The sequence below is a fragment of the Saccharopolyspora pogona genome (assembly GCF_014697215.1).
GTDB lineage: Bacteria > Actinomycetota > Actinomycetes > Mycobacteriales > Pseudonocardiaceae > Saccharopolyspora > Saccharopolyspora hattusasensis.
On record NZ_CP031142.1, the window covers coordinates 3,431,408 to 3,444,436 of the forward strand.

The following is a 13,029-nucleotide window of genomic DNA, read 5'->3' on the forward strand; positions in this document are numbered from 1 at the left end:
ATTCCTCGGTGTCAAGAATTCCACCTCGAATCGATCGGTGAACGTCAGCGTTCCGTTTTCGCTACGGCGCGCCGGAGCTCCGGCAACGCGTCCGGATCGGACAGTGCGGATCCGACTGCCACTCCTCGACATCCGGCGGCAAGGAAGTGGGCCGCGTTGGATGCATCGACTCCCCCGGTCGCGACGAACCTGATGTCGGGAAACGGTGCGAGCTGGGCGGAAATCCAGTCCGGGCCTAGTTGTGCGGCGGGGAAGGCTTTCAGCCAGGTGAGACCGCCTGCGAGCGCGGTAGAGATCTCGGTGGCGGTGGCGACGCCGGGCAGGTGCGGCAGGCCGCGCCGTCGTGATTCGGCGATGACGTCGGGGAGTGTACCGGGGGCCACGGTGAATTCCACGCCCAAGTCATGGACTGCGGCCAGTTGATCCACTGCGGTGACTGTGCCCGCGCCGACGGGTTTGCCGCGTGGCTTCGCGGCGGCGAGTGCTGCGCGCAGCGCGGGAAGCGCGTCAGGTGACTGCACGGGGACTTCGACGAGTTCGACCCCGAAGTCCCAGGCGTGTTCGCACATCGCCACGGTCTGCTCAGGGCTGAGGTTGCGGAAGATCCCCAGCACCGGGTTGCGGTCGAGACTACGCTTGAAGAAGGTGTCAGTGTCCATATTGGTCTCCTCGCCAGCCCAGGCTCTTGGAGATCCGGTGCGCGGCTGCCCGGAATCGGTCGATGTGCCCTCGCAGCTCCTCCAGCGGCGCCACCGCGCGCAGCGCCGTGATGGAGATGCCGTGCGTAACTTTGCCCCGTGCGTCGAACACGGGCAGGGCGATGCAGTTGATGTAGTCCTCGCGTTCCCCGTTGTCCTCGGCCCAGCCCCGGTCTCGGGTGGCATCGAGGTCCTTTTCCAGGTCGGCCCGGTCGGTGATGGTCGTGGGGGTGTAGCGCTCGAAGGTCGCGCCGTCGAGGATGCGCGCTCGGGTGTCGTGGTCCTGGTAGGCAGTGATGATCTTCGCGACACCAGCGGTGTGCACCAGCGCCGGCAGGCCGATCCGGGAGCCCATCGCGACGCTGCCGCGTCCGTCGATCTTGTCGACGTAGACGATCTGGTGACCGACCAGTTCGCCGAGGTGGACGGTGTGCCCGTATTGTTCGCTGAGCTCCTGCAGGACCGGGTGCGCCAGCGAGCGGGCCTCGACCTGGTCCAGCGCCAGCTGGCCCAATGCGATGAGCTGAAAGCCCATGCCGTACCCCTCGGAGACCCGGCGGACGAAGCCGCCCTCCTCCAGCGTCTGGAGCAGACGCAGCGCCGTGGACTTGTGTACTCCGAGGTGTTCGGCGATCTCTCCGAGGGAACGATGCTGGCGCGAGACGAATCCGATGATGTCGATCGCGCGCGCTACGGTCTGCGACATAGGTCATCGCTCCTTGGATCGTCGGCTGCTTCACCGTTCGGCTCGTCGAAAAGGCTATCCAGCATTCCAACGATCTCTCGCGCCGGAAGCAGTTCGGCGAAGTCGGAAGGCGAGGCCAGAACCCGCGACGCCACATAATGCCCAAGCCTGAGACGGGTCACCTCGTCGCGATCGTCGAGCAGCCCGCTGAGCCATCCGGCGGCGAACGCATCGCCAGCCCCGACAGCATCGACCACATCGGTCCGGATGGATGGTTCGCGGAACACGCCGGCCGGGGTGAACGCCACGGCTTCGGTCGCACCGTCCTTGACGATCAGGGAGGTCGGTTCGTCGAGGAGCTCCCGGACACTGTCGACGTCGGAGGTGCCCCAGAGAGCTTCGGCTTCGTCCCGACCGACAAACACGATGTCGCTGCGTTGGGCGAGTGCGCGGAGTTCCGCCGCGCCGTTCGTCCAGAGGTTCGGTCGGTGGTTGACGTCGAAGCTGACCAGGGCCGGGCCGAACGGTCGGTCGGAGACGACGTGGCGGGCCACGTCCATTCCGTCAGCCGAGATTGCCGCAGTGATCCCCGAGATGTGCACTATGCGCGCCGGTCGCTGGGTCCATGCAGCGACGTCGCTTGTGTTCATCGCCGATGCCGCCGAACCGGTCCGGTAGTAGTAGACCTTGGTCCCGCTCGGGGCCGGGTCCTTGAAGTACACCGCGGTGGGGCGGCGTTCGTCGCGGCGGACGAGATCGACGTCGACGCCCTGCCCGTTCAGGGACTCCATGATGATGTCGCCGAGCGGATCCGTTCCGACGGCGCTGGCCCACGCGCTGCGGTGTCCGAGTTTCGCGAGCAGAGCGGCGACGTTGGACTCCGCGCCACCCGGTCGCAGGATGAAACTGCTGCCGGTGTTCAGGCGTCCGCCGGGCTCGGGTGTAACCATCACCATGGTTTCCCCAACTGCGACCAGATCCAGCTCCTCCGCTGTGGTCATGGCGATGCCTCCCGGACCACGTTTCGCAGCGCGGTTCCGTCGAGCAGGTGCACGAGGTTCTCGACGACCTCCTCCGCCCGTTCCGAATACGTGTCGTCGGCCGTGGCCGAGAAGTGCGGGGTCATGACGACGTTGTCCAGCTCGGCGAAAGGGAACGGCGAAGGCGGGGCCACGTCTGCGGAAGCCGGTGTGGTCCATACGTCGAGTGCGGCATTGGCGATGGTCCCTTGCCGCAGCGCGTCGTACAGGTCGCTCTCATTGAACACCGCGCCGCGCCCGACGTTGACCACGGTCGCGGCCGAGCCGAGACGTTTGAGCTCGGGTGCCGCGATGAGTCCACGGGTTTCGTCGGTGAGCGGGCATGCCACGACGAGCACGTCGGATTCGTCCAGCAGATCGCCGAGGGCGTCCATGCCGGCCACCCACACGGCGTCCGGGTCCGAGACGTCGCGGCTGCTCGCGGATTTCCGGACCGCGATCGGCCGCATGCCCACCGCCCGGCACAGCTGCGAAATGGACCGTCCGATATGGCCGAAGCCGATGATCCCCACCGTGCTGTCCCGGAGGGTGCGGAACACCGGTGCGGTCGGGTCCACCATCCGAGTGCGCCAACGACCTTGGCGCAATTCCGCGTCGCGCCACAGCAGGTGGCGGCGCGCTGCGAGCAGGACCATCAGCACATGCTCGGCGATCGAACGGCCGTGCCCATAGGCATTGCACACGGCGACCGAGGTGGGGAGTTCGTCGATCGCGATGTGGTCGGTTCCGGCCGCAGTGACCTGCAGGAACCGGAAGTCCGGTCCAACCGCGCGGGCCAGTTCAGCGTCGAAGAACACCCCTACATAGGCGGTCGCGCCGGACAGGCGGTCGCGCACAGCTGCGCGATCCGTTCCCGGAAGGTACTCCAATTCGATCGGCCGGTTGGCCAGGGCGGTGCTGCCGCGCAGCCACGGCCAGACGTTCTCGTCTGTGACGGCCACCCGCATCGTCAGGCTCCAGTCGGGGTGTAAGCGCTGGTGTCGACGTACATCCGGTTCCACACCGGAGTGACGACGAGTTCATTGACGCAGACGTTGGCGGGCAGGGCCACGACCGAACCGACCACCTCGGCGACGTCGTCGGGCGAGAGCATGCGCTCGACCTCCTCCGTCGGCGGCGGGACCGGCCTGGTCTGCAGTATCGGGGTGTCGACCTCGCCCGGGCACAGGTGCGTGGCCCGGATACCGTGGCGGCCTTCCTGGTCGTTGAGCGTTTCCACCAGCGCACCGAGCGCAGTCTTGCTGGCGCTGTAGGCGGCACCGGCCGCAGACATGTAGCGCCATCCTGCCCACGACGACACCACAATCACCTGGCCGAAGCCGGCAGTCCGGAATCCCGGCAGCACCGTCAGCACGCACCGGGTCACCGCGTTCAGGTTCGTGTCGACGACCCGGCTGAAGTCCTTGCTGCTGAGCTGGGACCACCAACGATTCGTCACGTTGGTACCCGCCGAGCACACCAGAACCTCGAGTGTTCCCACCCGTTCTTCGACGGTCCGGTGCGCGGCGGTCACCGAGTCGTCCTCGGTGACGTCGACCGGGACCGGCTCCGCGTGCCCGCCGGCCTCGATGATCTCCTTGACGGTCTCGGCCAGGTGCTCCTCGCGTCGACCGGAAACGATCACGTGGTAGCCGTCGCGTGCCAGCCGGAGTGCGGCCGCGCGCCCAATGCCGCTACCGCCGCCAATCACCCACGCCCCACGGGCTGGTGCGGTATTCGTCATGCATTTCCCCTGTTCTGCGATGGGTCGATGAGGACCTTCACGCAACCCTCACCTTGGGCCGCCGCAGCGAACGCGTCGGTTGCGGCATCCAGCGGGAAGGTCGTGGTCGGCAGGTCCGACAGCGACAGCGCGTCGGTTTCGATCAACTCGGTGGCGGCCGCGAAGTCCGCGCACCCGTACACCCGGGTGCCGATCACGTGGTGCTCTGCGAAGTTGACCGTGCGCAGATCCACCGCCGGCGGCGACTTGTAGACACCGACGATCACGATCGTCCCCTGGATCCTTGCGGTCTCGGTCAACTGCAAGGCCACCGCAGGATGCCCCGCGGAGTCGAAAACGATGTCCGCTCCGTTGCCGGCGCTCCGCCTGCGGATCTCGGCGGGTGTTTCCGCCCCGAAAGGCAGGACGGTGAACCCATACCGTTCCGCGACGCCACGCCGCCAGTTGTTCGGCTCGACAAGCACGACATCGCCGGCTCCGCGATACCGGACTACCAACGCAGTGAGCAAACCGATCGGCCCCGCACCGTAAACCGCGACGGAATCGCCTGACCGCAACCCCGACCGCGACACCGCGTGCACCGCAACTGCGAGCGGTTCAGCCAGTGCAGTCAGTTCCGGCGCAACGTTCGGACTCACCAGCTGGAGGGCGTCGGCGCGCACCGCGACGTACTCGGCCAGCCCGCCCGGCTCGTCCACCCCGTACAACCCGAGCGCTGCGCACACGTGGGAGTTCCCGGAGGCGCAGGCCCGGCACATCGGAACCGTTCCACGATCGGCACAGACGATCAGCGGCCGCACTGCGACCTGGCTCCCTACCGGTGGCGCACCCGGGGCGTTCGAGTCGGCAACGGTTCCGCAGAACTCATGACCGATGATCACTCCGGGCTGGGCACGCGCGTGCTGCCCCCGGAAGATCGCCAAGTCCGAGCCGCAAATGCCCACCCGCGAGACCTTGATCAGAACTTCGCCGGGGCCGAGCTCGGGGATCGGGACCACCCGCTGTTCGAGTCGATCGACACCGGCCCAGGACACAGCACGCATTGATCCGATGCCCACAATCAACTCCCGTTGCAAATATTGCAATGCCGATGAACTATGTGCAAAATGTAGGCCGACCGGGTTAACATGTCAACGCGTCAGAGTCAGACCCCCAGCGTTGCGCAGAGGAAATCGATGGAGATCACCCGAGTCGAAGCACGACATGTCGCCCGGTCAATGTGGGGCAACTTCTGGCAGCAGCAGAAGAGCGTCCGCGGCCCCAACCCGATGAGCCAGTTCCCGCAGCGCGGCAACGGATGGTCCTGGTACACCTGGCCACAGGGCGTCGTCGTCGTACGCGTCGCCCTCGCCGACGGCACGACCGGTATCGGCTACGCCGAGGACGGGATCGGCGCGGCGACCGCCATGGTCAACGAGCATCTCGGACGCATCGCGACCGGACTCGACGCACGCGCCACCGAACAAATCTGGGAACAGCTCTACCGATCGTCCATTGTGTACGGACGCAAAGGCGCCGCGATCGAAGCGATCAGCGCGATCGACATCGCTATCTGGGACGCGCTCGGCAAAACCCTCGGCCAGCCGGTGTACCAGTTGCTCGGCGGGTACCACGGCAAGACCGTCCGCGCCTACGCCAGCAAGGTCCAACCAGACGATGACCTCAGCGAGGTCCGCCGCATGGCCCGCGACTACACCGAACGCGGCTACACCGGGGTCAAGGCGAACTGGCCCTACGGACCCGCCGACGGGCGCCGCGGCGTGCTCGCCAACCTCCGCTACATCGAGGCCATCCGCGACGAAATCGGCGACGACATCGAGCTGATGAGCGACGCCTACATGGGCTGGGACCGTGCCTTCGCCACCGACATGCTGCGCGGCGTGGCCAAGTTCGACCTGCGCTGGGTCGAAGAACCACTCATCCCCGACGACGTCGAAGGCCACGCCGCGCTCCGCGGCCTCGGTCTGGTGCCTATCGCCACCGGGGAGCACGAATTCACCCGCTACGGCTTCCAGCACCTCATCGACGCCGGCGCGGCCGACGTGCTCCAGCCCGATGTGCACCGGGTGGGCGGCATCACCGAACTGCGGCGGGTGTGCCAAATGGCCTCCGGTGCCAGCATCGACGTCATCCCCCACGTCTACTCCGCCGCCACCCTGCACGTCGTCCTGTCCCAGCCCAACTGCACCTGGATCGAACACCTCACCAACCCGTCCTATTGGGGAGGCGACCAACGCGTCGAACCGCTCTTCCTCGGCGAACCCGCCGTCATCAACGGCCACCCCGAATTCCCCACTGAACCCGGCATCGGCCTGCACATCAACGATAAAGTCATGCCAGAACTCGCCGACTGGGCCACCGACGAGGAGAAACCCACGACACCGGTATCGAGATGACATCCTCCTAGTTCGGGATAGACGCGGCGGAGCCGCGCAAGACTTCCTCGCTGCTCGTTCGGTTCGCCGACGCGCACGATGAGGGGCCGAGCATCGCGATCGCCTTTGCCACCGCGCATCTTCCCGCGCGGTTCGGGTTCAACCGGCGGGCGAGTACGTCGACATCACCACCACCAGCGCTGAACCCACCGCTGCAGCCGACCCGGCATTCTGAACTGGAGAATCTCTTGCGGACGCGTCCACAAGAGATTCTCCAGCAACAACACGCATCAAAAGCGAATTGACCCCAGATCAGAACTCAACATAAGTCGCAATGTCGCATCACAACGAATCGAGCCAGGTAGACACCGCTTGTGCGGTCTCCACGACCTCTTCGCCCACCATCGTGAAGTGGTTACCTGCGACGTGTGCCGAGCTGTGCTCCAGCGGCCATGTGGCCTGCCAACCGGCTTCGCGGAGGTGTTCGCGGAAAGGAACGCTGGGGCGCGCGAACAGCGTGGGTGCCGGAAGCGACGTCGGCTCCCAGTTGGCGAAGATCCTGAAGTACCACCCCATCGCCGTGAGGCGGACCTGTTCGAGCGGGGCGGTACCGGCGGGTGACTCGACCATGTCCGCGATGAGCTCAGGCAGGATCGCCGCGGTCTCGTCACTGCCGGGCAAATAGGTGTCGAGCAGGGCGAGACCGACGGGCGGCATTCCCTCCCGAGCGAGCCGTTCGGCGGCGAGGTGCGCGATCCAGCCACCTGAGGAGTGCCCGAGCAGGACGTACTCCTTCGATCGGCCCAGGTGCCGCTTGACACTTGTCGCCAATAAGGACGCGAGCGTGTCCAAGGAATCCGGCAGCTCCTCACCCGTCAGGTAACCGGGCACCGAGAAGGACGACAGTGCTCGTGTCGCGCCCAGAGCCTCGGCCAGCCGGAAATACTGCTGGATTCCGGCCATGGCACCCAGCGACGGAAGGCAGATCAGCTCGGGCCCGCGTCCGCCTTGGCTCAACGACGCAGGTTCCAGTGGCGACGTCGCCCTGGTATCCGTGCCGCCGAACATCGGCCGCAATGCGGCTACCGCGCCGATCAGCTGGAGCGCCTCCGCCGCGCGGCCTTCACCAACCGCCGAGCGGAACAGGGCCGAGACGGTGTCCTCCTGTTCGGCGTGTGGGTGCGCTCGCGTGTCGGCGCCCTGCTCCAGCACCGTCCCGCCGGGTTCGTCGCCGATCGTCTCGATCCGGCTCACCAGGTAGTCCGCCAAGGCCTGCACATTGGGGTAGTCGAAGACCACAGTCGCCGGTAGACGCAACCCCATCAGTGTGCTGAGCCGGTTGCGCAGATCCACCGACGCCAGCGAGTCGAAACCGAGGTCCCGGAACATCGCCGTGTCCTTGATCTCATCGGTGTCGGCGTGGCCGAGCACGGACGCAACCTCAGCCCGGACCGCCTGGGCGACCGCGGACACCCGTTCGCTGTCGGACAAGCCGGCCAGCCGGCCCAGGAGTGCCGGCTTCCCGGCCGTGCTTTTCGCAGTGACGACCCGCTTCCGTGTCCCGGCCACCGTATTGAGAATCGGTGCGGGGGACGTGTCCAGGTTCTTGCGCATCGCCGCCGCGTCGAAGGCGATGGGGGCGAGCAGGCTTTCGGAGCTAAGCATCGCGGCGTCGAACAGAGCCATGGCTTCGTCGTCGTCGAGTGGGAGCATGCCGGAATCCGCGAGCCGCGCGCGATCGGACTCCGACAGTTTGGCGGTGATCTCACTGTGCTTGGCCCACAATCCCCAAGCCAGTGCGACCGCGGCCAGCCCCTGCTGGCGCCGGTGTCCGGCCAGCGCGTCGAGAAACGCGTTCGCGGCGGCGTAGTTGCCCTGGCCGGCCCCGCCCAGTATCGCCGAAGCGGACGAGAACAACACGAAGACGGACAGGTCCTTGTCCTTCGTCAGCTCGTGCAGGTTCCAGGCCCCGTCGACCTTCGGCCGCAGTACACGCTGCAGTTGTTCCTTGTCCAGGGCGGTGACCACGCTGTCGTCGGTAATCCCGGCGAGATGGATTACGCCGGCCAACGGCCGGCCGGTGGGGATCGAGTCGATCAGCACGCGCAGTGCCTCACGGTCGGCGGTATCACAGGCCACCACGGTGACTTCCGCGCCCAGTTCGCGCAGTTCCTCGCACAGTTGCGCGCTTCCTGGGGTGTCGAGGCCACGACGGCTGGTCAGGACCAGGTGCCGGACCCCGTGTACGGAGACCAGATGTTTGACGAGAATGCCGCCCAGGGTCCCGGTCCCGCCGGTCACCAGCAGTGTGCCCGCCGGATTGATCGCATTACCGGCTTCGCCCGCCGCGGCGGTTCGCCCGCTGGGAGTCTCGGTGGCGAGGCGGGGCACCAGTATCCGGCCCGCGCGCAGGGCCACCTCCGGCTCGTCGGTTTCAGCCGCGAATAGCAGCGCTTCACCGATGCCGTTGCCCTCGTCGATGTCGACCAGGGTGATCCGGCCCGGATTCTCCGTCTGGGCGCTGCGAAGCAAGCCGCGTGCGGTGGCCGCGGCCAGATCTATGGCGGCCTCGGTCGAGCGCGCGGCGACCGCGCCCCTGGTCACGACGATCAGGCGCGCGAGCGGATCACTCACACTCGACAGCCATTGCTGCACAATCGTCAGTGTCCTGACGGCGCAATCGTATGGACTCTGGTCCACCGTTCCGTCGACGCAGGCCAACGTCACCTGCGCGTGCAGGTCGCCGCTTTCGGTCGACGTGCCGACGCACACCACCCCCACGGCCGCCAAAGAAGACTCCAGCGCGAAGAAATCCTTGGTTGCCACCTGCCACGTGAATGTCCTCGAGCGCACCTCGACCGGCGCGGCGCTCCACGTCAGGCGGAGCAACGACCTCGTGCCCGCGCGGTCTCCGGTAGCGAGCTGATGAGGCCGCAAGGTCAGGGAATCGACGGCAACGACGGGTGCACCCTCGGCAGTAGCGACGTCGATGGAAATCCGGTGGTCGTCGTGCCGCCGGACACGTACGCGCAGCCTCGTCGCGCCGTGCCGGTGGACGGTGATGTCAGCCCACACAAACGGCAGCCCGGCCGCACGCAAGCCCAATTCCGACGCGATCAGACCCGGATGCAAGGTCGCGTCGAGCAGGGCCGGGTGGAGGCAGTAGCCGAGGGTGTCCAACACCTCTGGCGAGGTGATCTCGGCATAGATGTCATCACCGAGGTGCCAGACGGCGCTGACACCCTGGAAGGTCGGTCCGTAGTCGAATCCGGCGGTCTGGGCGTGCTCCTCGTAGAGACCATCCAGATCGAGCTGGACAGCGCCGGAGGGAGGCCAGGCCGCTGCGAACGCGAACTTGCCAAGGTCCCCGGAGGTGGAACCAGCCAGGACGCCGGTGGTGTTGAGCACCCAGGCGTCCTGCCCGTCCGCCGACTCCGGCCGTGAACTGACGCTGATCGAGCGTGTCCCGTCCTCGTCGGCGGCGTCGAGCCGCACCTGCACGCTGACCGCCTCGTCCGGTTCCAAGATCAACGGGACGTGGTGGACCAGCTCACGGACGCTCTCGCATCCAGTCAGTCGCGCGGCATGCAGGGCCACCTCCACGAAGGTCGTACCGGGCGCCACGACCCGGCCACTGACCTGGTGATCGGCCAACCAGGGCTGATCGGCTACCGACCAGCGGCTGGTGAACAGCGTCGTGCCATCCCCTGCCAGATCGAGCCGTGCGCCCAAGAGCGGATGACCGCCGCCTTCCAGCCCGGCCGTCGTCATGTCGGCAGCGGTGGACGGCGGGACATCCATCCAGTACCGCCGACTTTGGAACGGGTAGGTGGGCAGGTCCACGCGCCGTGGCGCGGCATCGGCCCAACACCAGCTCCAGTCCACCGCAACACCGTGTGCGAACAGCTGCGCCACGACGGTGAGCAGTTCGGCGGTTTCCGGGCGCCCAGCCCGCATCGCGGCGAAGGCCCGCTGCCCGTGCCGGGTGAGGCCGCCGACCAGCCCGGTGAGCGACGCGTCCGGCCCCACTTCGAGGACCTGCCCCACCCCGGTGTCGAGCAGTGCCCGGGCCCCTTGGCCGAACCGAACGGTGGCACGGATGTGCTCGGCCCAGTACGACGGCCGTGTCAGGCTGTCCGGATCGGCGAGTTCCCCGGTGACGTTCGAGATCACCGGGATGTCGGGAGTGTGGAAGGTGACGGCCTCGATCTCGGCCTGGAACCCCGGGAGCACCGAGTCCATGTCCGGTGAGTGGAAAGCGTGGCTCGTGCGCAGCCTCTTGGTTCGCCGTCCCAGCGCGGCGAACCGGTCGGCCACCTTCCGCACAGCGTCATCCGGCCCGGCGACGACAACGGCTTGCGGGCCGTTGACGGCGGCCACCACCACCGGCGTCCCGGCCAGCACGTCCGCCACGTCCTCGGGCCTGGCTTCCAGAGCCACCATCACCCCACCGCTCGGCGCCTGACGCATCCACCTCGCCCGGGCACCCACCACGCGGCACGCGTCGGCCAGCGACCACGTTCCAGCCACGTACGCAGCCGTGACCTCCCCCAGCGAATGGCCCATCACGTAGTCCGGTCGCACACCCCAGGACTCCAGCAACCGGGTAAGGGCGACCTCGAAGGCGAACAAGCCGGTCTGCGCGTAGAGCGTGTCATCCACCGTCGCGGCGTCCGCCGTACCCCACAGCACTTCCTCGACCCCCGGCACGCCCCCGAACTCGGCCAGCGATCGGCACACCTCGTCCCATGCCGAGGCGAACACCGGAAACCGCGCCGCCAGTTCTTGGCCCATCCCCAGGCGCTGAGCGCCCTGACCGCTGAAGACAAAACCCACGCCGGAGCGCGTCGATGCTTCCGACGCCGGCTCGATGAGGCCGGGCAGCGCGCGGCCGGTCGCCAGAGCCGCCAGTCCCCGCTGTGCCTCCTCCGGATCTGCGGCGAACACCACCGCACGGCTGTCGAGCAGCGCCCGCGTCGTGTGTAACGACCAGCCCACGTCGGTCAGTGACCACCCGGGCGTCTGCTCCAGCATCGCCCGCAACCGTCCGGCCTGAGTCCGCACCGCCTGTTCGGACGCGCCAGAGAGGACCCACGGCACAAGCGTCCCTGACGGCTCGGGCTGGGATCCGAGCTGGGATTCGGCGGGGGTTTCGGGCGCCTCCTCCACGATCACGTGGGCGTTCGTGCCGCCCACACCGAAGGAGGAGACCCCAGCTCGCCGTCTGTCCCCGGTCGTCGGCCACGGCACGGTCTTGGTCGCGACCCGCACCGCCCCGGCGGTCCAGTCCACCTCGCGCGACGGCTCGTCCACATGCAAGGACGGGGGCACGGTCCCCTGCTGCATCGCCATGATCATCTTGATCACACCGGCCACGCCCGCCGCGGCCTGAGTGTGGCCGATGTTCGACTTCACCGACCCCAGCCACACGGGGTCGCGATCGCCCCGGTCACGGCCGTAGGTGGCCAGCAACGCCTGAGCTTCGATCGGGTCTCCCAGCTGGGTACCGGTCCCGTGTGCCTCCACGACGTCGACTCCGGACACGCTCGCGTCGGCACACGCCGCCCGGATGAGCCGCTCCTGCGCCGGACCGCTCGGCGCGGTCAGCCCGTTGGACGCGCCGTCCTGGTTCACCGCGCTGCCACGCAAGAGCCCCCACACCCGGTGCCCCAACTTCCGCGCCCTGGACAACCTTTCCAGTACCAGGACCCCAGCGCCTTCCGACCATCCTGTCCCGTCCGCGGCACTGCTGAACGACTTGCACCGTCCGTCGGGAGCCAGCGCGCGCTGGCGCGAGAACTCCACGAAGACCGACGGCGTCGACATGACCGTCACCCCGCCGGCCAGTGCCAAGTCGCATTCCTGGGCCCGCAACGCGCTCTCCGCCCAGTGCATCGCCACCAAAGAGGACGAGCAGGCGGTGTCCACCGTCACCGCAGGCCCCTCAAGTCCCAGTACGTAAGCGATCCGGCCGCAGACGACGCTGTGCGCACTACCACTGCCGAAGTACCCCTCCAACTCACCGCCGTCGGCGCCACCGGCCATGAACCGGCCGCCGTAATCGTTGTGTGCCACACCGGTGAAGACCCCGGTGTTCGATCCCCGTGCGGACGCGGGATCGATACCGGCCCGTTCCAGCGCCTCCCACGAAACCTCCAGCATCAACCGCTGCTGTGGGTCCATCGCCAACGCTTCCCTGGGCGAGATCCCGAAGAACTCGGCGTCGAACATCGCGGCGTCGTACAGAAAACCGCCTTGGTCGGTGAGCGACGTCCCGTGGTTGTCCGGGTCGGGATGGTAGAGGTGCTCCAGGTCCCACCCACGGTCCTCGGGAAAGCCCGAGATGACGTCGCGTCCGTCCGCGACGAGATTCCAAAGGTCTTCCGGGGAGTTCACCCCACCCGGATAGCGGCACGCCATACCGACGATCGCGATCGGCTCGTGGAGCCGCGTCTCAGTCTCCGCCAGTCGGCCGCGGACGTCGTAAAGCTCGGCGGTGACGCGGCGG

The 13,029-nt window shown here is 67.5% G+C and carries 8 protein-coding genes and 1 pseudogene; 1 reads left to right on the forward strand and 8 read right to left on the reverse strand.

The genetic code is table 11. The annotated features are described in order from the left end of the window. Positions 1 to 44: 44 nt before the first annotated feature. From DL519_RS15735 to DL519_RS15760, 6 genes are read right to left on the reverse strand one after another with little or no spacing between them, the layout of a single operon-like run. Complete coding sequence (locus DL519_RS15735; RefSeq protein WP_190815878.1) at positions 45 to 659, reverse strand: bifunctional 4-hydroxy-2-oxoglutarate aldolase/2-dehydro-3-deoxy-phosphogluconate aldolase; 615 nt, start codon at positions 657 to 659, stop codon at positions 45 to 47. Further along, a complete protein-coding gene (locus tag DL519_RS15740; protein WP_190815880.1) occupies positions 649 to 1,404 on the reverse strand; it encodes an IclR family transcriptional regulator in 756 nt (251 codons plus the stop codon). Before DL519_RS15740 ends, DL519_RS15735 begins: the two co-directional genes overlap by 11 nt. Then, a complete protein-coding gene (locus tag DL519_RS15745) occupies positions 1,389 to 2,384 on the reverse strand; it encodes a sugar kinase (RefSeq protein WP_190815882.1) in 996 nt (331 codons plus the stop codon). The genes DL519_RS15740 and DL519_RS15745 overlap by 16 nt, the downstream gene beginning before the upstream one ends. Then, positions 2,381 to 3,370: a 2-hydroxyacid dehydrogenase gene (locus DL519_RS15750; RefSeq protein ID WP_190815884.1), complete on the reverse strand. Its 990-nt coding sequence runs from the start codon at positions 3,368 to 3,370 to the stop codon at positions 2,381 to 2,383. Before DL519_RS15750 ends, DL519_RS15745 begins: the two co-directional genes overlap by 4 nt. Positions 3,371 to 3,372: 2 nt before the next feature. Then, positions 3,373 to 4,146, reverse strand: a complete 774-nt coding sequence (locus tag DL519_RS15755; protein ID WP_190815886.1) for an SDR family oxidoreductase — start codon at positions 4,144 to 4,146, stop codon at positions 3,373 to 3,375. Continuing rightward, complete coding sequence (locus DL519_RS15760) at positions 4,143 to 5,189, reverse strand: zinc-dependent alcohol dehydrogenase (protein WP_190815888.1); 1,047 nt, start codon at positions 5,187 to 5,189, stop codon at positions 4,143 to 4,145. Before DL519_RS15760 ends, DL519_RS15755 begins: the two co-directional genes overlap by 4 nt. 132 nt (positions 5,190 to 5,321) lie before the next feature. On the opposite strand from DL519_RS15760, the gene DL519_RS15765 reads away from it, so the two are divergent. After that, positions 5,322 to 6,542, forward strand: a complete 1,221-nt coding sequence (locus DL519_RS15765; protein WP_190815890.1) for an enolase C-terminal domain-like protein — start codon at positions 5,322 to 5,324, stop codon at positions 6,540 to 6,542. Positions 6,543 to 6,863: 321 nt separating this feature from the next. Here the strand turns inward: DL519_RS15765 and DL519_RS50710 are convergent, their stop codons facing one another. Both DL519_RS50710 and DL519_RS15770 read right to left on the reverse strand, forming a co-directional pair. Then, complete coding sequence (locus DL519_RS50710) at positions 6,864 to 8,207, reverse strand: alpha/beta fold hydrolase (protein WP_449619143.1); 1,344 nt, start codon at positions 8,205 to 8,207, stop codon at positions 6,864 to 6,866. Further along, a pseudogene (locus DL519_RS15770) lies at positions 8,199 to 13,025 on the reverse strand (type I polyketide synthase); the annotation flags it as partial. The gene DL519_RS50710 and the pseudogene DL519_RS15770, both read right to left, overlap by 9 nt. Between the last annotated feature and the right edge of the window lie 4 nt (positions 13,026 to 13,029).

Bases quoted from the DNA above. Each gene is read 5' to 3' on its own strand.
- DL519_RS15765 (WP_190815890.1), top strand. From the start codon at position 5,322: ATGGAGATCACCCGAGTCGAAGCACGACATGTCGCCCGGTCAATGTGG.
- DL519_RS15750 (WP_190815884.1), bottom strand. From the start codon at position 3,370: ATGCGGGTGGCCGTCACAGACGAGAACGTCTGGCCGTGGCTGCGCGGC.
- DL519_RS50710 (WP_449619143.1), bottom strand. From the start codon at position 8,207: ATGGCTCTGTTCGACGCCGCGATGCTTAGCTCCGAAAGCCTGCTCGCC.
- DL519_RS15745 (WP_190815882.1), bottom strand. From the start codon at position 2,384: ATGACCACAGCGGAGGAGCTGGATCTGGTCGCAGTTGGGGAAACCATG.
- DL519_RS15740 (WP_190815880.1), bottom strand. From the start codon at position 1,404: ATGTCGCAGACCGTAGCGCGCGCGATCGACATCATCGGATTCGTCTCG.
- DL519_RS15735 (WP_190815878.1), bottom strand. From the start codon at position 659: ATGGACACTGACACCTTCTTCAAGCGTAGTCTCGACCGCAACCCGGTG.
- DL519_RS15755 (WP_190815886.1), bottom strand. From the start codon at position 4,146: ATGACGAATACCGCACCAGCCCGTGGGGCGTGGGTGATTGGCGGCGGT.
- DL519_RS15760 (WP_190815888.1), bottom strand. From the start codon at position 5,189: ATGCGTGCTGTGTCCTGGGCCGGTGTCGATCGACTCGAACAGCGGGTG.